This is a genomic window from Streptomyces sp. NPDC050619 (assembly GCF_040654815.1).
Classification (GTDB): Bacteria; Actinomycetota; Actinomycetes; order Streptomycetales; family Streptomycetaceae; genus Streptomyces.
The window spans coordinates 250695-276370 of sequence record NZ_JBFAIR010000002.1; the positions used below are offsets into that span (position 1 = coordinate 250695).

Consider the following 25676-nt stretch of genomic DNA (forward strand, 5'->3'; position numbering starts at 1 on the left):
GGCGTGCCACACTGCTCGGTATGCGACGCCTGTTCCCTGTGACCGACCAGACAGTGGCCCGGGCCCCGGGTGAGTGGAGCCTCGCCGAGCTGGCCGCCGCCTATGCGTACCCCGACCAGGTGCCCGCGGGCGCCTCCGGTGGGCCGGTGGTCTGGCTGCGGGCCAACATGGTCGCCACGCTCGACGGCGCCGGCCAGCACGACGGCCGCTCGCAGCCCATCTCCAGCGCCACCGACATGCGGATCTTCGGCACCCTGCGGGCCCTCGCGGACGTGGTGGTCGTCGGTGCCGAAACGGTACGCAAGGAGGGGTACCGGCCGGCCCGCGTGCGGGCGGAGTTGTCGGGGATGCGGGAGGCGGCCGGGCAGGGGCCCGTACCCGCGATCGCGGTGGTGAGCGCGAGCCTGAACCTGGACCTCACCCTGCCGCTGTTCGCCTCGCCCCTGGTGCCCACGCTGATCCTCACGGGTGCCGCGGCGGCCCCGGACCGGATCGCGGCGGCCGAGAAGGCGGGCGCCCGGGTGGTGATCGCCGGAGACGGTGTCGGCGTGGACCCCGCCCGTGCCGTACGGGCCCTCGCCGAGCTGGGTCACACCCGGCTGCTGACGGAGGGCGGCCCGCGTCTGCTCGGTCAGCTGGTGGCCGCCGGGGTACTCGACGAGCTGTGTCTGACCGTGTCCCCGATGCTCACCGCGGGGGACGCGCAGCGCATCGCCGGCGGGCCCTCGGTCGCGGTCCCGCAGCGATTCGAACTGGCGTCCCTGCTGGAGGAGGAGGGGTTCCTCTTCAGCCGGTACCGGCGGCCCTGACGTCCGGAAATGGGCTCGATCGGTACTCCTGGTCGGGGCATCGGCGGAATCTTCCGTTCCGTTTGGCTTTCGACAGGCACACTGAATCCGGCAGTACCCGTGCGAGCACGGGGCAGGATGGTTTCCGCAGGGCCTGGCACGGCCCACGGAGGAAAGAGGGCCCGCGGGTCCTCGTATGGAGAAGGGGCGCCTGGTGTTCACAAGCGTTTTGATGATCGAGAAGGCCCTTACGTCCGCCGACGTGGAGTTCGTCACCACCTTGCACGGGGACGAGTCGGTGGCGTTCCACGTGCTGCTCCAGCCGCGCGGCGACCAGGCGGACCGGCTGCTGCGGGCCATCGACGACGTCGCGCTCGGCGAGATCGACGAGGCCGCCCGGGAGGCCGGGACACCGGAGGGCGAGGATGCGAAGGGGCCCGCGGAGCAGGCGCTCGACGTGTCCCTGCGGGCGCTGCGCGCGTCCGGCAGCGAGGCGGAGGGGCGGCTGATCGAGGCCCATCCGCTGGACGCGCTGAAGTCGCTGGTCGAGGAGATCGGGGCCGACGAGGTGATCGTGCTGACCGACCCCCACTACGTGGAGGAGTTCTTCCACCGGGACTGGGCGTCCCGGGCCCGGCACAAGGTGGGCGTACCGGTGCTGAAGCTCTTCTCCCACAGCAAGGCATAGGCTTGGGCGGCGCCCATTTCTGGGGCGCGCTCACTGTTCGCACCACTTGCCGCACCCCTGGGGAGAGACACGCATGGCACCCGGCCTTCCTACCGCCATGGACCGACCGCACTTCATCGGCATCGGCGGCGCCGGGATGTCGGGGATCGCGAAGATCCTCGCGCAGCGCGGGGCCGCGGTGGCGGGCAGTGACGCGAAGGAGTCCGCCACCGCCGAGGCCCTGCGCGCGCTGGGCGCGACCGTGCACATCGGGCACGCGGCCGGGCACCTGGCGCCCGACGCCACCTGCGTGGTCGTCTCCTCGGCGATCCGTGCCGACAATCCGGAGCTGGCCCGGGCGGCCGAGCTGGGCATCCCCGTGGTCCACCGGTCGGACGCCCTTGCCCGGCTGATGGACGGCCTGCGTCCGATCGCGGTCGCCGGCACCCACGGCAAGACCACGACGACGTCGATGCTGGCGGTGTCGCTGAGCGAGCTGGGCCTGAAGCCGTCGTACGCGATCGGCGGCGACCTCGACGCCCCCGGCTCCAACGCCCTGCACGGCGAGGGCGAGATCTTCGTCGCCGAGGCGGACGAGTCGGACCGCAGTTTCCACAAGTACGCCCCCGAGGTCGCCATCGTCCTCAATGTCGAGCTCGACCACCACGCCAACTACGCCTCCATGGACGAGATCTACGAGTCCTTCGAGACGTTCGCCGGCCAGCTCGTGCCCGGTGGCACGCTGGTGATCGCGGCGGACCAGGACGGCGCCCGGGAGCTGACGCGGCGGCTGTCCGGTTCGGTGCGGACGGTGACGTACGGGGAGTCGGCGGAGGCCGATGTGCGGATCCTGTCGGTGACGGCCCAGGGCCTGAAGAGCGAGGTCAGCGTCCTCCTGGACGGCGAGGAGCTCACCTTCGCCGTCTCTGTCCCCGGCCGCCACTACGCCCACAACGCGGTGGCCGCGCTGGCGGCGGGCGTGGCGCTCGGCGTCCCGGCGGCGCGGCTCGCCCCGGCGCTGGCCGCGTACACCGGCGTCAAGCGGCGCCTCCAGCTGAAGGGCGAGGCGGCCGGCGTCCAGGTCATCGACTCCTACGCCCACCACCCCACGGAGATGACGGCGGACCTGGAGGCCATGCGCTCGGCGGCCGGTGACGCGCGCATCCTGGTGGTCTTCCAGCCCCATCTGTTCTCCCGGACGCAGGAGCTCGGCAAGGAGATGGGCCAGTCGCTGTCCCTGGCCGACGCGTCGGTGGTCCTGGACATCTACCCGGCCCGCGAGGACCCGATCCCGGGCGTGACGAGCGAGCTGATCATCGAGGCGGCGCGGGTCGCGGGCGCGGACGTGACACCGGTCCACGACAAGGCGGAGGTGCCCGCGGCCGTCGCGGGAATGGCCAAGGCCGGTGATCTCGTTCTCACCATGGGCGCGGGCGACGTCACCGACCTCGGCCCGCGGATCCTGGACCAGCTGTCGAAGTGAGGGGCTGAGGCTCATGTCGTACGACATCGAAAAGCCGGACGAGCAGTGGCGCGCGGAGCTGACCCCGTCCGAATACGCCGTCCTGCGCCAGGCCGGCACGGAGCCCGCCTTCGTCGGTGAGTACACCGACACCAAGACGACGGGCGTCTACTCCTGCCGGGCCTGCGGCGCCGAACTCTTCACCTCGGACACGAAGTTCGAGTCGCACTGCGGCTGGCCGAGCTTCTACGACCCGCGTGACTCGGACGCGGTCGAGCTCATCGACGACCGGTCGCACGGGATGGTGCGGACGGAGGTGCGGTGTGCGCGGTGCGGGTCGCATCTTGGGCATGTGTTCGAGGGCGAGGGGTATCCGACTCCGACCGATCAGCGGTACTGCATCAACTCGATCTCGTTGCGGTTGACGCCGGACGAGGTGTGAGGGCGGGAGGCTGGCGCCCCGGTGAATCCGTCGACCAGCGAAGTCGTCGAGCCGACTGAGCTGATGCTTCGTCACCTGACGTCATCCGTCCTTCTCCGCGCACCGGCTGGAACGCGGCTGGGTGTAGCTGAACGGTGAGTCAGTTCGGCGGGGCGGCGCGTACACGGGCCGGTTGGCGGTTTTAGCCATCCAGTGGGGTCGGGCGTGTCGACGGATCCCTCTAGGTGCTTGCTCTCGGCCGGCAGCAGGTTGCTCTCGTACGGCCGTCTGGCAGGGGGAGGGGCGCGGACACAGGGAGCCTGCCCGTCCTTGTGACGGCGGCTAAAGCCGAGCTGAGCCGTGGCTCTCGCCGGTGCTGCGCCCCTCTGGGTCCTGGTCGACGGTCCGCGTGGCGGTCCGCAGCCCTCCGGTCAGCTGTCGGCGCCGGACGGGGCGCGCCGGGCCCGCACTGCGAAGACCGCGATCGACAGGCCGATCACCGCGAAGACGGAGCCGAGGGTGAAGGCCGCGGTGATGCCCTCGGTCAGGGCGTGCCGGGCGCCCTCGGCCTCGGACAGGCCCGCCGGAGGGTTCTCCTCGGCCGCCCGCATCGACCGGCCGAAGACCGTCACGAGCAGCGCGAGACCGAGCGACCCGCCCACGGTCAGCATCGCCTGGAGCACGCCGGAGGCCGCGCCCGTGTCCTCGGGAGCCGTCTCGGACATGACGGTGAGGTTGTGCGAGACGAGCGCGAGCCCGGCGCCCAGACCGAAGAGCAGCAGCGGGCCCAGGACGCCCGTGAGGTAACCGCTGCCCGGGGACAGCTGGGTCAGCCATGCGGTGGCCAGACCGACCAGCACGATTCCGGTGATCGCGACCGGCTTTGTGCCGACCTTCGGGAGGATCTTCGGCACGAACTGCGAGGACGCGAGGACCGCCACCGCCATCGGCAGGAAGGCCAGGCCCGCTCCGAGCGCGTCGTAGCCGAGAACGCCCTGAAGGAACTGCACGAGGAAGAACCACATGCTGGTCAGCGTCGCCGCGATCAGCAGCAGGTTGACGTACGCACCCGCCCGGGTGCGCCGCGTGAACAGCCGCAGCGGCATGATCGGCTGGTCGGCCCGCTTCTCGATCGCGAGGAACGCCCCCATCAGGACGACCCCGAACACGAAGGACATCAGCGCGACCTCGTCGCCCCAGGAGCCCTCGGAGACGCGGATGAAGCCGTACACCAGCGCGGTCATGCCGACCGTGGAGGTCAGCGCGCCGGCGATGTCGAAGCGGCCCGGGGTCCGACCGGTCTCCTTGATGAAGCGGGGGGCCAGGGCGATGACCAACGCGCCGAACGGGATGTTGATGAACAGCACCCAGCGCCAGGACAGCCCGGTGGTGAGGATGCCGCCGAGGACGAGGCCGAGCGCGAGCCCGGACCCGGCGAGGGTGGAGTAGATGGCGAAGGCGCGGTTGCGCTCCGGCCCTTCCGTGAAGTTGGTCGCGAGCAGGGCGATACCGGTCGGCGCGGCGAGGGCGGCACCTACGCCCTGGAGCGCGCGGGCCAGCACGAGGGTCTCGGCGCTCGGCGCGAGACCGCCGAGTGCTGATGCCAGGGTGAAGAGGAGGGTGCCCGCGAGGAACACCTTGCGGTGCCCGAGGATGTCCCCGGCCCGCCCGCCGAGCAGCAGCAGGCCGCCGAAGGCCAGCAGGAAGGCGTTGATGACCCAGGACAGCTCAGCCTGCCCGAAGTCGAGGTCGTCCTGGACGGTGGGCAGGGCCACGTTCATGATCGTGGTGTCCAGCTGGAGCATGAACTCGCAGGACACGATGAGGGCGAGGGTGATGCCGGGACTACGGGTGAGCCGGGGCGGTGATTCCGTGCTCTCGTCGCCTCGGCTCCGCTGCCATGAGGATTGCGACATGCGCTGTCTTTCATTCTGGGGGTGGGGGGACAGCCTTCGCTTTGTGCGAGCATGCGAGTATTCGCCAAACGGACGGACTGTCCGCTTAATGTCGAGACTGTAACGGACAGAGTGTCCGTTTTCAATGCGAGGTGCCCCATGAAGCCCGTGATCCCGGCCGACGAGCAGCGGCCGAGGCGCGCAGACGCGCGCCGGAACTACGACCGGCTGGTGGCTGTGGCCAAGACGGCCTTCAGTGAACAGGGGGCGGACGCGCCGCTCGACGACATCGCCAAGCGGGCCGGGGTCGGCCAGGGCACGCTCTACCGGCACTTCCCGCACCGCGACGCTCTGCTCGCCGCGGTCATCGGTGAGAGCATCGACGCCTTGCACGCCCGCGCCGAAGAACTGCTCCGCGCCGACGACCCGGACTGGGCGCTGCTGGAATGGCTGCGCGCCGCCGTGGCCCACGCCGGCACCTATCAGGGACTGGCCGCGTCGATGATGAGCAGCATGTACGACGAGGGCTCGGCACTGCGCTCCTCGTGCGACCAGATGCACGCGGCAGGCGCGCAACTCATGGAGCGGGCGCAGCGACAGGGCAGCGCGCGGCCGGAGTTCGACGCGGCTGACCTGTTCCAGCTGATCGCCGCCGTCGCCTGGGTGACCGAGCGTTCCGCGGATGGAGGCCAGGCCGCGGAGCGGCTGCTGCCGGCGATCACCAAGGGGCTGCTCGCGGACGGATGAGCCGCCGGGCCTTCCGGGGGTGCCCTGTCGGGCGCGGGCCTGGCGGAAGGGTGTGCTCCGCTTGACTCGTCCCGCGTGCCCGGCGGGGGCGGCTGCGGGCCGATCTGGAGCAGGTGGCTGGAGTTGAGGACGCCGCCGGGCGCCGCGCACGGTGCCCTGCCCCCGTCGCACACGGGCACGAGTGGGGCAGGGCACCGTGGAGTGCTGTGAACCTGCTGGGAACCGCGAGGAACGGAACGGTCAGTCCTGGTACATCCGCGGCTCGTAGGCGTACGCCCGGCTGTTGCCGGCGGCAGCGAAGTTGTCCTCGACGGCGGCCCGTTCGGCGGCGTCCGGATGGGGGTTGGTGCAGCCGACCCCGGCCGAGGAGCCGGACATGAGGCTGCTGCACGGGCCCGGTTTCACGTCGGGCAGTCCGAGGATGTGGCCGAGTTCGTGCGCGGCGATGCGGATGGTGTCGTAGCCCTCGTTCACCGCCTGCCGCCCCATCCACACGGTGCCGTTGCCCAGGCTGGTGGTTTGGGCGCGCGGCCAGCCGTCGTCGGCGACGATCTCGATGTTGGCCTCGTCACCGGTGGCCACCGGCTCCAGTTGGACGTTGGCCACGCTCTTGTTCCAGACCTCCGCACCGCTGCGGACCGCGTCGACGAACTCCGCGGCCCCCTCCGTCTCGTACGTTAAGACGGCCGCGGTGGTGGGCGCCGGAGACGCGGGTGCGGCCGAGGTCGTGGCCTGGCCAATGGTCCACGACAGTGTCACCACCAGCATGGTGATCAGCGCCCGCGCGGCGTTTCTGAGTGTCACGGTGATCCTCCTGTGGGGGGAGAGTGTGCTCATCATGCCCATGGCATGATGGCGGTCCTCTGCCCCTCGCCCGCCCCTTCCAATCCGTCACACGGCATTGTGTGAGGACCGCGTCTCAGCAGCTGACCAAGCGGCTGCTGGAGTCCGCCCTGGAGGGCGAGTTCACCGACCACCTCGGCTATGGCAAGCGCGATCCCGCGGGCAAGGACGATTGAATCCGCCCCTCGGCCGAGAGATTGTGGTTGCAACGGAACAAGTTGTCCGCATCGTACTGGGCCTTCAAGCGGACAAGACGGTCGAATGCCTCCGGATCATAGAACTCCCGCACTTCGTCTGGTGCGGATGGCCTGCCGTCGCTGTACACGAAGTTGAGGCTGCGTCCGACCGTCCACGGCTTGAAGGCATGCATGAGTCGCTGATGGACGGGGCGGGCGTCGGCGAACGGGTCCTCGCGAATCGGGCCGACGATTCCGTTGAGCACGCGCAGGAGGTATTGCGCCTTCCTGCCACCCACAGCGCTTGGCACGGCCGGAGGGCGCGACATCGCGCCGCCAAGGTGACGCAGGTCCACGACACACGGCGGAACTACGTCCGGGCCGGTCAGGTCCAACAGCGTCTGCAGAGCGGAAGGGTCCAGCTCGCGCAGCAGAAGGTTGTTGCCGTAGTAGGAATGGGAGAAGTCCGGGTCACGGTAAATCGAACCGATCTGCGTGTACGGCATTTCGGCCACGGTGTCGATAAGGCGCGGCCCGATTGCCCGCAGCGGAGCGATCAGCCGTTCCCCCTCCGCCGGATCACCATTGAACACAATCCGAATGTGAGCGGCGTACCGCCCGCGCAGTGGTTCGGGGAAGGCAGGCATGGGCGGGTAGACCATCAGCCCTATGGATGAGGTCAGCTGCTCCGGCACTGTGAGCGACCAGTTCCTATAGGCGCGCAGGATATCGATGGCATCATCCGCCGCTTCGAAGAACAGCCCTCCGCCGTACAGCCCAGCGACCGGCACAAGCTCCGTCTCAACGGCCGTGACGACACCGAAGTTGGCGCCGCCGCCACGCAGCGCCCAAAACAGCTCCGAATCGGATTTCGCGGTGATGTTCCGGTGCGTCCCGTCGGCAGTGACGATGTCAATGCTGCGTACGTGATCGCATGCGTAGCCGAACTCCCGTCCGAGCAATGGGGTTCCACCGCCCAGCAGATAGCCCACCACACCGACGCCCGGCGCCGAACCGTTGAGCGGGGCCAGCCTGTGCCGAGCCGCCTCCCGGACCACGTCCTTCCACTGGGCGCCTGCCTCTATACGTGCCGTGCGGGCTCGGGCGTCGACCTCGACGCGGTTCATACGCCGAGTGGTGATCAGGACGCCCTCCCCCCTCAGTGGCGTGGAGATGCCGTGGCCAGTGCTCTGGACCGCGATGGGCCACCGCCGCTCGGCCGCGAAGCGCACTGCGGCACACACGTCGTCCGCGGTTGTGGCTCCCACTACAACGGCGGGACGGTGCTGGTAGGCCGCCTGGAAACCAGCACACTCGGCGTCAAAGGCCTCGCTACCGGGCAGCAGGACCGGTCCCTGGACGGCCACGGTCAGCGCATCTGGCCCAGGCCGGTCCCCCCTCAGAACCGGACGTGCGCCTCTCAACGCATCCGGCTCAAGCGGGCCATCGGCGGGTTCAGTCATGGTTGTTGCTCCAGTCTGCGGGGTTGGCGGTTTCCACTGGCGTGGTGTCGCCGATGGCATACCGCGTGGATGAGTTCAAGGTTCTTCCTGTCGTCCGAGCGACCAGGTCATGACCGCAGCGGGGGCACAGACCTTTCTGCCGCACTGCGAGGGAGACTCGGTGCTTGCCGTCCGCCTGCGGATGCGGGCGATGTCGCCTGCCCGCCGAGTACGTGGTCATGCTCGGGACCTGTTTCGCGTCATCTTCCATTCGGGCCCGGCATGCGCATCGGTGATCCGACACCAGGCGAGGAAGCACCGACGCCCGCTTCGCACCTCACAAGTCCCCGTGCTCAGCACCCGGCCATTGCCAGCGACGCACCCGGGGATGGGTGACGCCGGAACGGTGTGCAGGAGTCCTCTCTCCACGGCAGTTGCACACCGACAGCATCAATCCGCCACGCCCCACCCGATCCGGTGCCATTCCAGGACGCGGCGGCGTGGTGGGCCGATCAGGGCGGTGCCGTAGAGCCGGAGTCGATCCCCTTCCAGGACCAGCTCCCGAATCTGCTCCGTGCCAACCCAGGCGGGATCGGGGGCAAGGCGAATCGCGTGGATAACGCGGTCTCCCTCCCGCCGCCAGGTCCCGGCGTAGCTGTTGAAGGTCTGGTCGCCCGGCTGCGCGGCGCTGGTGCGCATCATGGTGACCGACAGGTGACCGTCCGGTGCGTAGAAGAGCAGCCCGTCCGGCGCGAGCCCGAGCGGGCCCGTGTGGCGGGCGCCGTGCTTGTCCAGGTCGTGATAGGACACGAGCCGCCAGACTCCGGCAAGTTCATCGCCTGAGACGGATGGTGTCGTGGGTCTCGGCACAGTTCTCACTCCTTGTCCTGACCCGGCAGTCCATCCGCCGCGGCATCTTCTCCAGCGTCAACGTCGCGATCAACCAGCAACTCGAACTGGTATGAACAGGATCACGAGACACTTGGGCGAGGGCATTTACCTCGTGCGGTGGGCCGAGCGGCACGCGTCCCGCGATGGAGAGCCTCCGGGACCGACGTGGTGCCCAGACATCGGGCCTGGCGCCGGGCCAGTGAGCGCCGCCAGATCGAGGGGTGCACCGGCCTCCCACAGCTTCCCGAGCGTGGACAACAGACCGGCCGGCTCGGAAATCCGGCCGCCGGGATGCGGCAGCGAGGACACCGCCAGCAGGTTTGCGGGTAGGTCGGGACGTCGCTTGAGGAGACTGGTCAGCGACTGGCCGGGCCCGCATTCCAGCAGCACGTCTGGCGAGGAGGCCAGCACCGTGCTGACCGCGTCGGAGAAGCGCACTGTCTGCCTCATGTGCCGGGCCCAGTAGTCGGGGTCTGTTGCCTCCTGTGCAGTGATCCACCGGCCGGTGATGCAGGAGACGAACTCCCTCGTAGGCGGTCGCAGGGTGAGCCGCGCGGCGGCTGCGCGTAGCTGCTGAACGCAACCCTCCATGAGCTTGCTGTGGAAGGCGTGCGAGACGCGTAGCCGCTGGCCCGGCGTCCCGGCTGCGGCGAGCCGGGCCTCGATCCGCACGATGTCCTGCTCGGTTCCGGCCAGTACGCAGGACGAAGGGGCGTTGACAGTGGCCAGGTCCGCGCCCAGCTCCAGATACGGCGCCAGCCTTTCTTCCGCCAGTGGCACGGCGAGCATCACTCCGGTCGGGGCCTGCTGCATCAGCCGAGCCCTCAGGGAGACGAACTCCAGAGCGTCGGGCAGGGTCATGACCCCGGCGAGCGTGGCGGCGACATACTCACCCAGGCTGTGCCCGATCATCGCCACAGGTTCCACACCCAGCTTCTGCCAGGTGCTGGCCAGCGCGTACTCCAGCAGGAAGATGGCCGGTTGGGCGACGCTGGTCTGCCGAAGCGCTTCCACGTCCTGACTGCCAGTGCCGGCCAGCACCGCGTGCAGGTCCAGTCCGGCGACCTCCCGCAGCAGACCCAGGCCGTGCTCGAACTCCTCGGCAAAGCTGGGAAGTTCCTGGCACAGGGCGAGTCCCATGCGAGCGTACTGCGATCCCTGGCCGGGAAAGACGAGCGCAACCCGAGGCCGCTCCGCAGTGTTCCGAGACGCGGGGATCGCCGGCTTGGCCAAGGCGTCCACAAGCGTACTCAGGTCGCCGCCGAGGACGAACCGACGGTGCGGCAAGGGAATGTCCCCGGCCGACGGCGCGGCGTCCGGGGCAGCCGCTCCCACCGGACCGGCCACCCCCGCCCGGCCGCGTCGCACCGCCTCCTCAAGGCCCTCGGCGCTTTCCGCAGCCAAGGCAAGGAGGCGGTGGCTACCCATCCGACCCCAGATGGCCACGCCGTCGTGGCAGCCGCCCTCCGCATTCCTTGGACTCAGGCCGGGCTCCGGCGCCGCCATGACGTGCCGGATCCGCTGAAGCATCAGGCGCCGCTGCTCCGCGTCCCGGAAGGGGAAGTGGCCGCCAACCAAGCAGATGAGCTCGAAGGCGCGGCTGGTGTGGGCGCTCCACTCGGCCACCCGCAGCTTGTCGCATTCCAGGTCGCCGACGAACACCGTGACAGGGATGTCCAGCAACGGCCCAGGCTGGTACCGGTAGGTTTCGTAGATCGTGATATCGGCGCGGAAGACGCCAAGGGTCATCTGCAGCAGCCTGGGATCAGCACGGATCTCTGCTGGCAACTCACCCCAGCGCTGCTCGATCTCGGCGAGCAGCATGTCGTCGCTCAAGGTGTGGACAGGTTGCCCGCCGCGGCCGAGGGGCGGCGGGGGACTGGATGACAAGAACAGCTGCCGCGGCAACTCCCGGCCCGCATCGCGGAGTGCGCGGGCCACCTCGAAGGCCATCAGGCCGCCGAGGCTGTGCCCGAAGAACGCGAACGGCCGCTCGGGGCGCAGAACCTCCAAGACCGCGTCGACCACCGAGGCCATAGAGGTCAGCGGCGGCTCGCGCAGCCTGGATGCCCGGCCGGGCAACTGGACGCCGGACACCTGGATCTTTGGCAGTTCCTCCTCGAAACGAAGATACTCGCCAGGCGATCCCCCGGCATGGGTGAAGCAGAACAGGTCGGCTGCGGCGTCCGGGCGCTGCCTGCGGGCGACGATCCAGCGGCCGCCCTGCGACGCACCGGTACGCCGCGATGTCTTCTCCATCATCAAATCCTTCTCAGGGCGCCAGAGCCGTCTGTTTGTCGATCAACTCTGCGAACTCTGCGGGGGTCTGTGCCTCGTAAATGACAGCGGCGTCGAGTTGGGCAGTGGGGAAGAGTTCGCGGGCGCGGCTCAGCAGCTGGGTGGCGATGAGTGAATCGCCCCCCAGGTCGAAGAAGCTCTCCTCGGGCTCGACAGCCTCCAGGCCAAGCGTCTGGGCGAACAGATCCGCGACGACCGGGTAAACGGAGCCCTCCGAGCGGTCGGACGGCGCCCCGATTGCCCTCTCGGTCGGCGGACCGTCAGCAAGGGGCGCGGGAACCTGGGTCCGGGGCGGTGCGGATGGGTGCGGTTCCACGACGTACCGTTGCCGTTCGAACGGATAGGTCGGCAGCGGGACTCGGCGCTGCCTCACTCCTGCATGGAGCCCTTCCCAGCGCATGGTGGTCCCGGCGAGCCAGAGGCGACCGGCGGCATCCAGCAGGGCGGGCAGCGCGTCCTGCCGACCGCTTTCCGGGAACACGGGCATCCAGAGGTGGTCCGTTGCCTCTCCGGGCCCGGGTGCCTGCTCGAGCACGGGGATCCTGGGGGTGCGGAGTTCGACCGTGGCTCCGGTGATAGTCCGGCGGACCGCCTCCTCCACTGTGCAGACTCCGGCTACGACGTCCGCCACCACGGCCCCGGCGCCGCTGCCTGCGACGGCCGCCGGGCGCAAACCCCAGGACTGCCAGAGTCGGACGAGCGCAAGCTCGGTGGCCAAGACGTCGAGTTCCGCAGGGACGTCCTCCGCGCCGGCGGCACTCAAGCACTCCTCCACGGCCCGGAGGAACACCGGCTGCGTCGCGCGCAGATCGCGCGTCCGGGAGGAGTCGGTGGTGCCGGGGAAGACAAGGGCAACCTGCCGGGCCGGCTCTCGCTCCTCGAAGTCGATCAACCGGCCCGGGTCGAGGCCCGTCAGGACGCGAAGGGCGTCGTCGGCATCGCGCACCACCGCGAATCTGCGGCAGGCGTGTTCGCGGCGCCCGGTCTGCAGCGTCCAGGCAACGTCGGCGAGCGGCAGCTCCCCAGCATGCGCCCGCAGATGGGCGACGAGCCGGTCGGTCATTGCATCCAGGGCTGCCGGCGTGCGGGCCGACAGCACAAGCAGCTGCCAGGTCTGCACAGGGTCCGTGGTCGCCGGCTCGGGAGCCTGCTCAAGCAGGACGTGGGCATTGGTGCCTCCGATACCGAAGGAGCTGACCCCTGCACGGCGTGGAATGCCCTCATCGGTCCGCCACTCCCGGGTGCTGGTGGCTACGACGAATGGGCTCGCTTCAAAGTCGATGTGTGGATTCGGGGCCGTGAAGTTGAGGCTCGGCGGGATGACGCCATGCTGGAGGGTGAGCACAGTCTTGATCAGTCCGGCCACGCCGGCGGCCGCGTCGGTGTGGCCGATGTTCGTCTTGACCGAGCCGATCCGGCAGAAGCCGCGGCGGTCGGTGTCCTGGCGGAACGCCTTGGTCAGCGCGGCGATTTCGATGGGGTCGCCGAGCGGTGTGGCTGTGCCGTGGGCCTCGACGTAGCCGACAGTTGCCGCATCGACACCGGCGACCAGCTGCGCTTCGCGGATCACCGCTGCCTGCCCCTCCATGCTGGGCGCGGTGTAGCCGATGCGATTGGCTCCGTCGTTGTTCACCGCGGAGCCGCGCAGCACCGCGCGGATGCTGTCGCCATCCCTGATCGCCTCGGACAGGCGCTTGAGCACGACGATGCCAACGCCATCGCCGCCCACCGTCCCGCCCGCTTCAGCGTCGAAGGCGCGGCAGGTGCCGTCGCGGGAGAGGATGCCGCCCTCGATGTAGGGACTCGCCTTGGCGGGAACGTGGACCGCCACACCGCCCGCGAGGGCCACATCGCAGTCACCGGCCAGCAGCGCCTGCGCGGCGGTGTGGACGGCGACCAGTGAGGTGGCGCACGCCGCCTGGACAACCACGGCCGGGCCGCGCAGACCGATCTTGTAGGCGACCCTGGAGGCGAGGTAGTCCGGCGCGTTGCCGACCAGGACCTCCATGTCCGTTACCAAGGGCAGCTCGTCGCGGCGGGAACGGACGATATCCGCGTACGAGGTGTCGGTGCTGCCCGCGTAGACGCCGACGGCCCCCGGGAAGCGCTCCGGGTCGCAGCCCGCGTCCTCCAGCGCCTCCAGCGCGCATTCCAGGAAGATCCGGTGCTGAGGGCTGATGATGCGGGCTTCCCGGGGCGAGAAGCCGAAATGTCCGGCATCAAACCACTCGGGGTCCTTGAGCAGCCCCCTTGCTGGGGCGTACTCCCCGGCACCTGCCTGCCCGCCAGGCCCGGGAACAGACCGACGGGGGAAGCGCGTAACGGTCTCCAGGCCCTGCACGAGGTTGTGCCAGAACTCCTCAGGGTTGGCGGCCCCGGGGTAACGGCACGCCATGCCGATGACGGCGACGAATGAACCGCCATCCTCTTGCTGCCCGCTGTCCTGCAGGGCCGCCACTTCGCCACGGACGTGGTCACTCATTGTCGTCGCCCTCCCCGAACAGGGTCGGCCGGCGGATGCGCCCGTCCCGCCTCCCGGCGAGCCTGGCCCGGCCGTCGGTGCGCAGCATCTCGCCACGGCCGACACTCAACTCCGAGCCCGGGGCGTTCCCGTCGAGGTATGCCGCCAGGCCGCGGACGGTCGGATATTGGAAGAGCTCGATGAGGGGCGGGTTCATGCCCAGACGGGCGACGATCCGATCGTGGACCATGTGCAGGAGGACGGAGTGGCCACCTAGGTCGAAGAAGTTCTGCTCCACGCCGACGTGCGGTACTTGCAGCACCTCGGACCAGATGACGGCCAGGACCCGCTCGGTATCCGTGACACCGTCAGAGGGGGGAATCGGCTGTGCACTCACAGGTCCTACCTTCTTTGATGTGGATCTGAGCCGGTCATTCGTAAGATCGGCGGGCCCAGGGGCTCTGGGTATGGCTGTCACGGGGAAGCCGGTGGATGACTCAGCTGGTCGGGGTCCAGAGCTGACAGGGCGCTCGGCTCGTGAAACTGGTACTGACTGAGCCGGTGATACTCGCCGCCGGCTCGCAGTAGTTGCGTGTGCGTTCCCTTCTCCACGATCCGACCGTCCCGCAGTACGACGATGACGTCGGCGTCGCGGATGGTGGAGAGCCGATGGGCGATCACCAGGCATGTGCGGCCATGCCGCAGCCGCGAGGTCGCCCGTTGCAGGAGGAGCTCGGTGCGGGCATCAACCGCACTGGTGGCCTCATCGAGGATCAGCACGGCTGGGTCAGCGATGAACGCGCGCGCGATGCAGATCAGTTGTCGCTCGCCCTCGCTCAGGCGTCCGTCCGCACCGTCGACCACCGTGTCGTAGCCTTGTGGAAGAGCGTTCACGATGTGGCTGACACCACAGGCCTGAGCGGCCTGCTCGACTTGCTCAAGTGTGGCATTCGCCTGCCCGTAGGCGATGTTGTCGCGAATGGTTCCGCCGAACAGCCACGGCTCTTGAGGAACGAGCCCGATCTCGGAGCGCAACGCGTCCCGTGACACTGAGGTGATGTCTGTGCCGTCGACGAGGATGTGTCCACTGCCAACGTCGTAGAACCGCATCAGCAGGTTCATCAGGGTCGTCTTCCCGGCGCCCGACGCGCCGACGATCGCCGCGGTCCGCCCTGGCTCGACGACCAGGTCGAGGTCCTTGATGGTCGGCTCGCGGTCGTAGCCGAACGATACGTGCTCGAACGTGACCCGGCGCGGCCGAACGACCGGCAGCCGTCCCTGGCTACCAGGGTCCTCCTCCGGCTCGTCGAGTAGGGCGAACACGCGGGCGGCCGACGCGATACCCGACTGGATCAGGTTGGACACCGAGGCGAGCGATCCGAGTGGCTGTGAGTACTGCCTCGAGTACTGGACGAACGCAACGACTTCGCCCAGGGTCAGCTGCCCGCTGATCACCCTGAAGGCACCGACGACGCAGAGCAGGACGTAATTCAGGTTTCCGATGAACAGCACCAGCGGGGCGATGAGGCCGGACATGAACTGCGCGCGATGGCTCGTCTTCTTCACCTCGGCGTTCCTGTTCGCGAACGTCTCGCGGAACGCGCCTCCGCGGTCAAACACGGTGACGAGTTCGTGGCCGGAGTAGGACTCCTCGATATGCGCGTTGAGTTCTCCGGTCAGTCGCCACTGGTCGCCGAATACCCGTTGGCTTCGTTTCGCCACCGCGGTCCCGACGGCGAAGGTCAGCGGTACCGAGATCAACGCAAGCAGTGTCAGCAGTGGTGAGATGCTCAGCATCATGGCCAGTACGCCGACGACCATGAGCAGGGCGAAGAGCAACTGGGTCAGCGTCTGGCTGAGCGAGGTCGCGATGTTATCGATGTCGTTGGTCATCCGTGACAGCAGCTCGCCGCGCGAAGAACTGTTGAGATAGCGGACCGGCAGCCGATTGAGCTTCTCCTCGACGTCGTGACGCAGAGTCTTCATGACGCCGGCGATCGCATTGTGCTGGATACTCTGCTGGGCGAATCCCGCCAGGGTACCGAGGCAATACAGACCTGCGGCTATCAACAGTAGATGTCCTACATGACCGAAGTCGATGCCGGACCCGGGCGTAACGTTCAGCCTGTCGATAATTTCCGCGAAGCTGTTTCGGCCGCTATCGCGGAGCGCCTGCACGGCGGCCTGTTTGGTCTGTCCAGTCGGCAAACGAGAGCCCAGGGTGCCGGCCAGAATTGCATCGATCGCACTGCCCCAGAGCCGAGGGCCGACCAGGAAGGTCAGTACGCCGAACACAGCCAGAGCAAGCGCACCGATCACCGACCCCCGCTCTTGGCGGAACATGCCTGCCAGTCGGCGCGACGTTGCGGCGAAGCTCGCGCCGTCTTCAAGCTGACCACGCTCCCGGCGGCTCATGACAATGCCCCGATCGCTTCCTGCGAAGCCACCAGCTCCTGGTACGTCTGACAGCTTTCCATCAGTGATTGATGTGTCCCGTCGCCGACGATGCTGCCCTCGTGGAGCACCACGATCCGTTCGGCACTGCGGATACCGGCAGTCCGCTGCGACACCAGTAGGACGGTCGCGTCGGCCGTGGCTGTGCGCAGCGCTGCCAGCAGCCGTGCGGATGTTTCCGAATCGAGCGCCGAGACCGGATCGTCAAGAAGGAGGACGCGTGGGGTGGCAACGAGTGCGCGGGCAACGCATAGCCGTTGCCGCTGGCCGCCGGAGACGTTCGTTCCACCCTGGGCGATCGGTGACTCGAGTCCGTCGTCCATCGCGGAGACGAACTCGCGACCTTGCGCGACCTCCAGCGCCTTCCAGAGCTCGGCGTCGGTGGCGTCCGGCTTGGCCAGCCGCAGATTGCTTGCGACCGTACCTCTGAAAAGCAGCGAACGCTGCGGAACGATCGCGAGCTGACTGTGCAGCACAGTGGGATCGATGGTGCGCAGATCAACGCCGTCCAGCCGGACGGATCCGGATGTCGCGGCCTGAAGTCTCGCGACGATCGACAGTAGGGTCGTCTTGCCGGCACCCATCGATCCGACGATCGCCACCGTGCCGCCGGGCTCAACCCGTAGGTCGATGCCGGACAGGACGTCAGCATCGGCGCCTGGGTACCGCAGCGCAACGCCGCGCAGCTCCAACTCACCGCGGATCGGGATCGAGCCGGCGGGTACGCCCGATGGCCGGAGCACAGGGGTGGAGTTGAGCACCGCCTGAATACGCTCCGCCGCGACCGTCACCCTTGGCAACATCATCACCGCCGAGGCGGCCATCATGGCTGCCCCGAGGATCAGGCCCAGGTAGGTGACGTAGGCGGTCAGACCGCCGATCAGCAGCTGTCCCGACTCGACGCGGTGGCCACCGAACCACACCACGGCCAAGATCGAAAGATCGGTGATCAGCATGACGGCCGGAACGAACGTCCCGTTCAGCCGCCCCATCGACCGGGTTGCCACCGCCAGTTCGTTGTTCACCTGCCCGAACCGCTCGGCCTCGAAGCGCTCGCGGGTGAACGCGCGGATCACCGTGAGACCCATCAACTGCTCGCGCATGACCCGGTTGATTGCATCCAGGCGGTCCTGTATCTGGCGCGACACCCGTGTCATCCAGCGAAGGATCACCGCCAACGCCGCACCCAGTACGACAACTGCCACGACGATCAGGAAGGACAGGCCAGCATCCGCACGCAACGCCATATAGGCGCCGCCCAGCATCGTGATCGGTGCGGCGACCACCACTGTGCCGAGGGTGAGCAGGAACGCTTGTACTTGCTGAATGTCGTCGGTGCTGCGAGTGATCAGCGTCGCTGTGCCGAAGTCCTGATGTTCCCGGCTGGAGAACGTAGCGATCTTGTCGTAGACGTCTGACCGCAGGTCGTGCGCAGCGTTTGTGGCCGCGCGCGTTCCGGCATAGGACGAGATCGCCGCTGCCAGCAACTGGACGATACTGACGACCACCATCCACCCGCCGGCCGTCCAGATGTGCCCGACGTCCGTGCGCATGAGGCCGTTGTCGATCAGATCCGCATTGATCGTCGGCAGATACAAGGTGGCGGTGACGCTGACCAACTGGAAGACGATCAGGCCGGCGAACCACCATCGGTGCTTGGCGAACTGAGCAAGGACCAGCCGCATCGGTCAACCTTTCGTAGGAGGTGCTCAGGCGATGACGAAGCTGGGGTGCAACAGTCCGGCGGGGTCGTACTTACGGGCCAGCTGCAGCAATCGGTCACGACGCTCGGCGTCGAACAGTTCTGCGGCGGCGCGTTGGTCGGGTCGTCCGAGAGTGAAGTTCGGCGAGCTGCCTACGGCGGTCCCGGACCAGCCGGCCAACAGTTCCTCCTGCAGCGCCCGCGCACTTGCCGCGTTCGACTTGGTTGTCGGGGCTACCGCACACAGCAGGTACTTCGCCTCGCGGTGGCTGACTGCGTTCGGCACCCTCGGCGGAGTGGACAGCGCCCCACCGAGATGACGAACCGAAATGATGGAGGGAACCGACCGGCCTGGCGCCGAGGTGGCGATGGCGTCGCGGAGGTGTTCCTCGTCGATCGCCCGCAACAGGACATTGTCGGCGACATACGCATGCGGCTGATCCGGTTCACTGAAGACGGTGTCGGACCGCCGGTACGGGATCTCCTGCAAACCGTCGTACGCAGGTTTCAACGCCCGCAACGGGGCCACCAACTCGTCGGCCTCCGCAGCCGAACCCAGGTAGGCGATCTGGACATGGGCCATGTGCCGATTGGAAAATTCAAGCGTGGTCATCGCCGAGGTCATCTCCGGGGGCATTGTCGCCGTCCAGTGCAACCAGGTGGCGACCACGTCCGGCGTCTCGCCCAGGTCGAACATCAGACCGCCGCCGACCAGCTTGGCGACCGGCATCAAAGCGATCTCCAGCGCGGTCACGATGCCGAAGCTCCCGCCACCGCCGCGGAGCGCCCAGAACAGGTCCGGCTCCTCGTGTTCCGAAACCGTCAGCAGGGAGCCGTCGACGGTGACCAGCTCCAAGCGCGTGACATGGTCCGCGGCGAAGCCGTAGCGACGAGCCATGAGCCCGATGCCGCCGCCGAGCGTGTAGGAGACAGCGCCGACACCGGGCATGCTCCCAGACAGCGGTGCCAGACCGTAGCGTGCGGCGGCCTCGATCACGTCGCGCCACCGCGCTCCAGCGCCCACCCATGCGGTGCCGGCACCGGGGTCGACATCGACGCTGTCCATCCTTCGCGTCGACACCAATACACCTTCACCGGCGAGCGGGTTGGCGAGTCCATGTCCTGTGGCCTGGACCGCGATCGGCATACATGACTCCGCGGCGTGCCGGACGGCCGCCACGACGTCGTCGGCGTCCCGTGCCGCCACCACGAGAGCCGGCTGATGTTGCTCCCGCAACTGGAAGCCGACACGGTGCTCGTCGTACTCGGCAGAGCCTGGGTGGTACGCCACAGGTGATTCGGCGTCGGTCGTGTTGGCACTCATCGCGGGCACCTTTCTGGATCGGGGAGTGCGTGCGCGCACCCACTCGGCGAACACGGCGCGCCAAGGATCGTGCCCCGCCGACTGCGTCAGGGCATGATCCAGAGCGAGCCGGATGAAGATATCGGCCGCAGCCCGTGCGTCGTCAGTTCGCACCATCAACATCTCGTGGTCTGCCAGCAGTTGACGTGCGTACGGGAACGCCGTCGAGACCGCCGGACGGCCGACGGCGATGCTGTAGGCAACAACACCCGAGATCTCCTGGCCCAGATGCGTGTGCGTGCAGAGTGGTCACGATCGGCACGGTCTTCCCAGCCGGCACCTGAGTGCGTGGCTCCTGGCCAAGGCGGCAGCGTCGTTGCCCGCGGCCGATTCGACGACCTCGACAAAGTGCGCGCACGAGCGCTGGACCGCCGACTTCCATTGATCGGGGCGGGGATCGTTGCGCAATCGAAGGCCCTTGAGGCGATAGGCAAGCACCGACATCTTGAGTGCCCGCATCTCCTGGACGACCTGATCGTGTGCGGCGAGCACCGGGCACGACTCCGCGCCGATGTATCTGGCGATCAGCTCCCGGCAGGCCACCGCCTGTTCGAAGACCAGCTGCACGTTCTGCAGGTGCATGTCAGCGCTGGAGAACGCATCGTCCAGGCACAGCCGCTGGTCGATGACATCACACCCGTACAGGTACTCGGCGTCATGGACAGGGTGCAGGCTGGCAGGCTGCCACCACTGCACCGCCCCCGGATGGACAACCGCCCCCTCGGCGAACGCCTGAACCGCGGCAGCCGCCCGGGTGACGTCCCGCGGGACAGGCGGTTTACCGGGCGACAAGGCTTGTGCGACATACAGGACGTCACCGGGAGCGCTGAGGCTCTGTACGTCCGGCATGGCGGCAGCCACCGCTCCCAGCGGATACCGGCATATGGCGAGGCGTCCGGCGGCATCGTAATCCACCGAATCAACCACTTTGCGGTCCGCATCTACTCCGAAGATGAGGATCTCGTGCGGGAAGCTCGGCGACTGTCGGCCGAAGAACGGGCCAAGTTGTGATCGGTCGAGGAACACCGTGAGGTACCGACCGGCGCGGATCGACTCGACGATCAGCTCCGCCGCGCTCTCGCTGTCGGGTATCTCGTGCTGACGAAACAGCACCTCGGTCAGGACGTCGCGATACTCACCCAGCCGCGGGAAGTCGGTGTAAGTCCCGCCGTGGTCGTTGTACCAGCCACGTGTCGCCAGCATGCGCTCCTCGAGCCACGCGACGTGTCCGAGAGTTCCCATGACGGACGAAGCGATCGCCGCGTAGAGGTAGCAGGTGCGGCTGGTGTCGAGCCGCAGCGGGAGTGCTCCCGTCGTCACGGCTGGAGTCTGCGGATGCACCACTGACCTCCACTCCACTTGTACAAAAGTCGTCGGTGGAGCCGGTCGGAGGCACTCGACCAGAACTCCACGTGCGTGCCACACAGTTCATATCCGACATACCTGGCCGGTCGTGCGATCAGTGCCGGTCGCTGTGGTGCGTCGGCCTCGAGAAGGCGGACCCGATCGCGCAGCTCAGTGGGGTCGGTCAGTACCTCGCTCTGCCGGGACAAGCTGCTCATCGGGTGCAGAGCTGGATGCCGGTTGCGCCACAGAGACTCCGACTTCTGCTCGTCGACCAGCTCGAAGGTCCCCGCGACGAGCAGCTGCCGGCCGATCTCGCGCCAGTAGAACAAGGCGCTTCCGGACTTCGTCGCGCGGATGTCGTGTGCCTTGCGGCTGGTGGTGTGCGTGGCGAATACCGCCCCGCGAGCGGTCAGTTCAACCATCGTCATCATTCGTGAGGACAGGCTGAAGCTCTCGTCGACGGTGGAGACCGCAGCCCCGCGTGGCTCCGCGCAGCCCTGCTGTTCGGCCTCGTCGAGCCATGTGGAGAGCAACTCCAACGGTTCCGGCGGCGGATCGTTGTCCCACTCCGGAAAGGCAACGTCGTGCAACCCGGACAAGCTCTCGTGCTGTGCGCTCACCAGTCCTCCGGATACTCGAGTGTTCCGCTGCCGACGGTCACGCACTGGCCCCAGGTCCGTGACTGCAGCGAGTCGCCGGCGGGTTCGAGCTGTACGTGCATCTCAGCGAGCCGGCCGAGCTCAACGCCCTGCTCGATCCGGCACGGACGACCGGTCGGCGCATCCCTGTATGTGTACGCGTGCGCCAGCAACGGACCCGCGGCCGACCCGGTCGCGGCGTCCTCGACGACGCCGTACGACGGAGAGAACATTCGGTTACGCCACGTCGTCCCCGAGCCGGCGTAGCAGTTGAAGGCAACGTCGGGGAACTTCGCCAGCCTGGTGTGATCCGGCTGTAGGTCCCGCAGGGAGTCCAGGCTGTCGAGCGCGATCACGAGGTGCCGGGCACCGACGTCGTACAGCTCGATCGGAGCGATGTTCGCGGCACCGAGTGCCGCGACGATCTCGGCTGCCGGAATCTCCTCCGGAGACGGCCGCGGTACCGGCAGAGTGAATCCGGCCCAGAGCTCGTTGCCTCGGGGCTCCACCCATCCGGTCACCGCGCTGCGCGGAACGCGAACCGTGACGTCGCCCGCAACGTCGAACCGGGTGTGCAGAGCGGCCAGGATGCCGATCATCGGATGGCCGGCGAACGGCAGCTCCTGGGTTGGCGTGAAGATCCGCGCCCGGAAACAGGCCGGCAACCCGGTCGGCGTCACGAAGGCGACCTCGGACAGGTTGAGTTCGGTCCCGATCGCCTGCATGACCCGGTCCGACAGGTCCATCTCGGGGAAGAAGACCGCGACCGGGTTGCCGTGGAACGCCGACCGCGCGAAGACGTCGATCAGGAGGTAAGGGTGACGGATCATCGGCGTTCCAGCCGGGCCAGGGCATCCGCCAGGACGGTCGTACCGTCGACACTCAAGGCGGATTCGGGATGGAACTGCATGGATACGAAGGTCTCCGCGGTCAATCCGGTGATGTCTCCAGCGGAATCCGTGGCGACCTCGACGGGGTATCGCAGGCCGGTCGTCTTCCCGGACGTGGCCGCGAAGGCGTTGTAGAAGCCGAGACGTCTGCGGCTGCCGAACCAGTCCACGTTTCTGGCCGTTCCCTGGTTCGGCACCGCGAGCCGGTGGATGCCGAAGCCGAGGATGCGGCAGAGGATCTGATGGCTGAGGCACACCGCGAGAAACGGCCTCGAAGTCGTCAGGGCCTTCGTCAGCGCCTGCTCCAGGACGGCGATCCTCGGATCACTTTCGTCGCACGGGTCGCCGGGGCCAGGGCCGAAGATCAGAAGTGTGTCGTCGTCCAGCGCCCTGACAGCGTGCTCGTTGGGCACGATGTCGACGTCATATCCAAACGCGCTGAGCTGATGGGCCAGCATGCTGTTGAAGTCGTCCTCAGCGTCCACCAGGACCGCCCGCCGGGCGGCGGCACCGTACTCAGCGGTGGCCCCGAACCACAGCGGATTGATGTCGGTGCGTCGTTGGCCGATGGCTCGCACCAGATCGGGATCGTCCGCGGCGGGGGGCTCGGGGCGATCGAACCGGCGCAGTCCCAGATCGCCAGGCACTACCGTCTCGGCACACACAGCACTCAGGATGGCGGCCGCCTTGGCCTGTGTTTCGGCCAGTTCCCGCTGCGGGGACGAGTTGCGTACGAGTGTCGCTCCGACATCGGTGCGCATCCTCCACGAGTCACCATGCCACCGCACCTGTGCCGAACGGATGTTGATGGCCGAGTCGAAGGTGTACGTCGAGTCGCCCGCAGGCTCAACCAGTCCGAGATAGCCGGCGTAGTACGACCGTCCGTGCGGCTCGTGCCGGGCGATCACCCGGCACGCGTTACGGATCGGGCTCCCGGTCACGGCCGGCGCGAACATGGTGTGCACGAGGACGTCAGCCAGCGGACGACCGGTCGTACCCTCGATCGTGAACTCGGTATGCGTGACCCGCGACATATGCCGCAGACCCGGGCCGGTCACCGACACGGAACCCGGTTCACACAAGGAGGCCAGCATCTTGAGCTCTTCGTCCAGAACCATGGAGAGCTCATCGGCTTCCTTGGGGTCGGCAAGGAAACCGAGCAGCCGCGCCTTCTCGGTGTCAGGGTCGGCCATGCCCCGCGCAACAGTTCCGGAGATCGGGTTCATCGTCACCCGCCGGCGGCTCACTGAAACATGACGCTCGGGGGTGGCGCCGATCAGATACAGGTCGCCGGTCCGGACCAAGAAGGTCCAGTAGGTGCCGCGTTCGTTCCGGAGCAGATCAGCGAACGCCGTCAGCATCGCGAGATCGTCGACCCCGTCGAGCTCGGCCGAATAGGTGCGCTTGATAACGAAGTTCGAGCCAGCGCCATGGGCTATTTCTTCAGTGATGATCCGTTGCACCACTGCGCGGTACTCCGCGTCGGTGTCCAGGAACGTGCCGTTTTCGGCCTTGGGCTTCGCCCCGCCGGACAGGCTCTCGAAGTCGGCCGGCGAGAACGTGTGTAGCTCGCGGGCGGGTAGCAGGAGCAGCTTCTCGTCGTCATCGAGTACGTCGAAGCCGCGCTCGGTCAGCTGGCGGAACGGCACCAGGAGGAGGCTCGGCAGGTCCCGGGCCTGTGCGGCCGACGTGGCCGAGCGCACCGACTCATATGCGGATGCGCTGCCAATCAGACAGGTCACCCGGTCGTCACCTGACTCTGGCCGGTGCAGGAGCGCGTAGTCGTGACCGGAGACGACTTCGGCGATGTCAGTTGGCACTGGCGCTCAACTCGTTCAGGTTGATCACCCGGCCGGAATACCGCGCGACGTAGTCGAGTGCGGCAGTGTGACCGTTGGCGTCGAAGTCGGCGACGCAGTCGGACAGCACGAACGGCCGGATGTCCTTGTTGAACGCGTCGAGAGCAGTCGCGACAATGCCGACGCTGGCGTACACACCCGCGATCACCAGGTTGTGGATGCCCTGTCGACGCAAAGCCCACTCGAGCCCGTTCCCGACGAACGCGCTGTAACGCCATTTCGTGAAGACCGGCTCGGATCCGTCCGGCCGGACCCGGTCGACGATCGAGATGTCGTTGGCTCGCCGAGCCATGCCGGTGCCCCAGAAGTCCGAAAGGAGTCCACGCTCATCAGGAGACATGCTGCCGGGCTGCGCGGTGTACATCACCGGGACCTTCGCTTGGCGCGCCCAGCTGATCGCCCGGGCGACGCCGTCGACCAATGCTGTTCGCAGTGGCGGCTCGAACGCGTTGACGAAGTAATCCTGCATGTCGTGGACGAGCAGGGCGGCACTTTGCGACTCCACCTGCCACCGGTCGCCGGGACCACCGGACCGGAATCGTGGTAGCTCGTAGGCTGGAATGGGCTGCATGCTGTTCACTCCCTCGCTAGGTCGGGATACCGGCCCGGACAATGTGCGGTACGGCGATGCCGAGTGCCTCGTACTGCCGCAGCGGATTCATGAACTCGCGCTGCCGGCGGATCAAGCCGTCGGCGTCGAACTCGAACGAGTGAAGGAAGTGATTCTCGTAGTGGCCGTCCGGATAGCCCTCGAACCGGATGCCACCGCGCCCGTCACACTCGGCCCAGAAGAACGTCGGGTGCTGAGTGTCGAAGATCTGCACGTTGTACCACTCCCAATCCGGGAAACACTGCAGGGACCAGACGCCGTGGTCCCGCAGTTTCTCTTTTCCGTGCGTGGCGATCGGATCAGGCTTGTCGCTCGTCCAGAGGCCGGCTTGGCCGTCAGCCGCGAACAATTCGTAGCGGGCTCGTCGCTGCTCCTCGCCCTTGCAGGCGAGGTAACGTCGTACGGTGTCGCGGTTGCGAGCGCGCTCCTCGTCAGGCAGCATGTCGTCTTCTTTCGTCAGATGTCATGACTCGCGATAGCCGTGGGTCGTCATGAGAAACTCGGACAGTTAGCCGTCGTGTGGTTGCAGGGGATCGACCCAAGTGGTCGGGATATCGCCGAAGTACAGATTCCGGATTCCGCGGGCGGCGCCGATCAGGCGGCGTAGCTCCGGATCCCAGGTCGCGGCGCTGACGACCAACGAGTCCGGCAGTACCCGGCAGGAGTGCCTTTCAGCTATCCGGTCCGAAGTGCCACGCCATCAGCTCCCGGACCAGGTCGTG

21 protein-coding genes are annotated in these 25676 nt (G+C 67.8%); 5 read left to right on the forward strand and 16 right to left on the reverse strand.

Features of this window, described 5'->3' with window-relative positions; genetic code table 11:
• The first annotated feature begins 20 nt into the window (after positions 1-20).
• The 4 genes from AB0I77_RS04200 to msrB all read left to right on the forward strand — a co-directional run bounded on the left by AB0I77_RS04200 (position 21) and on the right by msrB (position 3359).
• Entirely contained in the window at positions 21-809 is a 789-nt protein-coding gene (locus tag AB0I77_RS04200) for a pyrimidine reductase family protein (RefSeq protein WP_363280780.1), read from the forward strand.
• 211 nt (positions 810-1020) lie between these two features.
• Positions 1021-1476: an indole-3-glycerol phosphate synthase gene (locus AB0I77_RS04205; protein WP_363281137.1), complete on the forward strand. Its 456-nt coding sequence runs from the start codon at positions 1021-1023 to the stop codon at positions 1474-1476.
• A 73-nt stretch (positions 1477-1549) separates the two neighbouring features.
• Positions 1550-2938 (forward strand): UDP-N-acetylmuramate--L-alanine ligase, encoded by a 1389-nt coding sequence (murC, locus tag AB0I77_RS04210; protein WP_363280781.1) that lies wholly within the window; start codon positions 1550-1552, stop codon positions 2936-2938.
• Between the two features lie 13 nt (positions 2939-2951).
• Entirely contained in the window at positions 2952-3359 is a 408-nt protein-coding gene (gene msrB / locus AB0I77_RS04215) for a peptide-methionine (R)-S-oxide reductase MsrB (RefSeq protein ID WP_363280783.1), read from the forward strand.
• A 410-nt stretch (positions 3360-3769) separates the two neighbouring features.
• Here msrB and AB0I77_RS04220 read toward each other — a convergent pair whose 3' ends face one another.
• Positions 3770-5254, reverse strand: a complete 1485-nt coding sequence (locus AB0I77_RS04220) for an MFS transporter (RefSeq protein WP_363280784.1) — start codon at positions 5252-5254, stop codon at positions 3770-3772.
• A gap of 138 nt (positions 5255-5392) precedes the next feature.
• On the opposite strand from AB0I77_RS04220, the gene AB0I77_RS04225 reads away from it, so the two are divergent.
• Positions 5393-5980 (forward strand): helix-turn-helix domain-containing protein, encoded by a 588-nt coding sequence (locus tag AB0I77_RS04225; protein WP_363280785.1) that lies wholly within the window; start codon positions 5393-5395, stop codon positions 5978-5980.
• A gap of 240 nt (positions 5981-6220) precedes the next feature.
• On the opposite strand, the gene AB0I77_RS04230 is transcribed toward AB0I77_RS04225, so the two are convergent.
• From AB0I77_RS04230 to AB0I77_RS04300, 15 genes are all read right to left on the reverse strand, one after another.
• Positions 6221-6748, reverse strand: coding sequence for a snapalysin family zinc-dependent metalloprotease (locus AB0I77_RS04230; RefSeq protein ID WP_363281138.1), 528 nt, complete (start codon positions 6746-6748; stop codon positions 6221-6223).
• A gap of 214 nt (positions 6749-6962) precedes the next feature.
• Positions 6963-8366 carry an FAD-binding oxidoreductase gene (locus tag AB0I77_RS04235; RefSeq protein ID WP_363281140.1) on the reverse strand — a complete coding sequence of 468 codons (1404 nt, stop codon included), beginning with the start codon at positions 8364-8366 and terminating at the stop codon, positions 6963-6965.
• 525 nt (positions 8367-8891) lie between these two features.
• Complete coding sequence (locus AB0I77_RS04240; protein WP_363280786.1) at positions 8892-9320, reverse strand: lipocalin-like domain-containing protein; 429 nt, start codon at positions 9318-9320, stop codon at positions 8892-8894.
• Positions 9321-9437: 117 nt separating this feature from the next.
• Positions 9438-11594 (reverse strand): alpha/beta fold hydrolase, encoded by a 2157-nt coding sequence (locus AB0I77_RS04245; protein WP_363280787.1) that lies wholly within the window; start codon positions 11592-11594, stop codon positions 9438-9440.
• Between the two features lie 10 nt (positions 11595-11604).
• Entirely contained in the window at positions 11605-14112 is a 2508-nt protein-coding gene (locus AB0I77_RS04250; RefSeq protein WP_363280788.1) for a beta-ketoacyl synthase N-terminal-like domain-containing protein, read from the reverse strand.
• Positions 14105-14488, reverse strand: coding sequence for a phosphopantetheine-binding protein (locus AB0I77_RS04255; protein WP_363280789.1), 384 nt, complete (start codon positions 14486-14488; stop codon positions 14105-14107). Before AB0I77_RS04255 ends, AB0I77_RS04250 begins: the two co-directional genes overlap by 8 nt.
• Positions 14489-14565: 77 nt before the next feature.
• On the reverse strand, positions 14566-16506 hold the full coding sequence (locus AB0I77_RS04260) for an ABC transporter ATP-binding protein (RefSeq protein ID WP_363280790.1): 1941 nt from the start codon (positions 16504-16506) through the stop codon (positions 14566-14568).
• Positions 16503-18230 carry an ABC transporter ATP-binding protein gene (locus AB0I77_RS04265; protein ID WP_363280792.1) on the reverse strand — a complete coding sequence of 576 codons (1728 nt, stop codon included), beginning with the start codon at positions 18228-18230 and terminating at the stop codon, positions 16503-16505. The genes AB0I77_RS04260 and AB0I77_RS04265 overlap by 4 nt, the downstream gene beginning before the upstream one ends.
• A 24-nt stretch (positions 18231-18254) precedes the next feature.
• Positions 18255-19727: an FAD-binding oxidoreductase gene (locus AB0I77_RS04270; protein WP_363280793.1), complete on the reverse strand. Its 1473-nt coding sequence runs from the start codon at positions 19725-19727 to the stop codon at positions 18255-18257.
• Positions 19728-19859: 132 nt separating this feature from the next.
• The gene (locus AB0I77_RS04275) at positions 19860-20930 is read right to left on the reverse strand and encodes a hypothetical protein (protein ID WP_363280795.1); all 1071 of its coding nucleotides are present in this window, start codon (positions 20928-20930) and stop codon (positions 19860-19862) included.
• Positions 20927-21577 carry a pyridoxal 5'-phosphate synthase gene (locus AB0I77_RS04280; RefSeq protein ID WP_363280796.1) on the reverse strand — a complete coding sequence of 217 codons (651 nt, stop codon included), beginning with the start codon at positions 21575-21577 and terminating at the stop codon, positions 20927-20929. The genes AB0I77_RS04275 and AB0I77_RS04280 overlap by 4 nt, the downstream gene beginning before the upstream one ends.
• Complete coding sequence (locus AB0I77_RS04285; protein WP_363280797.1) at positions 21574-22425, reverse strand: PhzF family phenazine biosynthesis protein; 852 nt, start codon at positions 22423-22425, stop codon at positions 21574-21576. The genes AB0I77_RS04280 and AB0I77_RS04285 overlap by 4 nt, the downstream gene beginning before the upstream one ends.
• Positions 22422-24188 (reverse strand): chorismate-binding protein, encoded by a 1767-nt coding sequence (locus AB0I77_RS04290; protein ID WP_363280798.1) that lies wholly within the window; start codon positions 24186-24188, stop codon positions 22422-22424. Before AB0I77_RS04290 ends, AB0I77_RS04285 begins: the two co-directional genes overlap by 4 nt.
• Positions 24189-24294: 106 nt before the next feature.
• A complete protein-coding gene (locus AB0I77_RS04295) occupies positions 24295-24915 on the reverse strand; it encodes an isochorismatase family protein (RefSeq protein WP_363280799.1) in 621 nt (206 codons plus the stop codon).
• 16 nt (positions 24916-24931) lie between these two features.
• Complete coding sequence (locus AB0I77_RS04300) at positions 24932-25396, reverse strand: PhzA/PhzB family protein (RefSeq protein ID WP_363280800.1); 465 nt, start codon at positions 25394-25396, stop codon at positions 24932-24934.
• Positions 25397-25676: the final 280 nt, after the last annotated feature.

Coding starts and splice junctions, on each gene's coding strand:
- AB0I77_RS04200 (WP_363280780.1), top strand. CDS start 21: ATGCGACGCCTGTTCCCTGTGACCGACCAGACAGTGGCCCGGGCCCCG.
- AB0I77_RS04205 (WP_363281137.1), top strand. CDS start 1,021: ATGATCGAGAAGGCCCTTACGTCCGCCGACGTGGAGTTCGTCACCACC.
- murC (WP_363280781.1), top strand. CDS start 1,550: ATGGCACCCGGCCTTCCTACCGCCATGGACCGACCGCACTTCATCGGC.
- msrB (WP_363280783.1), top strand. CDS start 2,952: ATGTCGTACGACATCGAAAAGCCGGACGAGCAGTGGCGCGCGGAGCTG.
- AB0I77_RS04220 (WP_363280784.1), bottom strand. CDS start 5,254: ATGTCGCAATCCTCATGGCAGCGGAGCCGAGGCGACGAGAGCACGGAA.
- AB0I77_RS04225 (WP_363280785.1), top strand. CDS start 5,393: ATGAAGCCCGTGATCCCGGCCGACGAGCAGCGGCCGAGGCGCGCAGAC.
- AB0I77_RS04230 (WP_363281138.1), bottom strand. CDS start 6,748: ATGCTGGTGGTGACACTGTCGTGGACCATTGGCCAGGCCACGACCTCG.
- AB0I77_RS04245 (WP_363280787.1), bottom strand. CDS start 11,594: ATGATGGAGAAGACATCGCGGCGTACCGGTGCGTCGCAGGGCGGCCGC.
- AB0I77_RS04250 (WP_363280788.1), bottom strand. CDS start 14,112: ATGAGTGACCACGTCCGTGGCGAAGTGGCGGCCCTGCAGGACAGCGGG.
- AB0I77_RS04260 (WP_363280790.1), bottom strand. CDS start 16,506: ATGAGCCGCCGGGAGCGTGGTCAGCTTGAAGACGGCGCGAGCTTCGCC.
- AB0I77_RS04265 (WP_363280792.1), bottom strand. CDS start 18,230: ATGCGGCTGGTCCTTGCTCAGTTCGCCAAGCACCGATGGTGGTTCGCC.
- AB0I77_RS04270 (WP_363280793.1), bottom strand. CDS start 19,727: ATGGTGCGAACTGACGACGCACGGGCTGCGGCCGATATCTTCATCCGG.
- AB0I77_RS04285 (WP_363280797.1), bottom strand. CDS start 22,425: ATGATCCGTCACCCTTACCTCCTGATCGACGTCTTCGCGCGGTCGGCG.
- AB0I77_RS04295 (WP_363280799.1), bottom strand. CDS start 24,915: ATGCAGCCCATTCCAGCCTACGAGCTACCACGATTCCGGTCCGGTGGT.
- AB0I77_RS04300 (WP_363280800.1), bottom strand. CDS start 25,396: ATGCTGCCTGACGAGGAGCGCGCTCGCAACCGCGACACCGTACGACGT.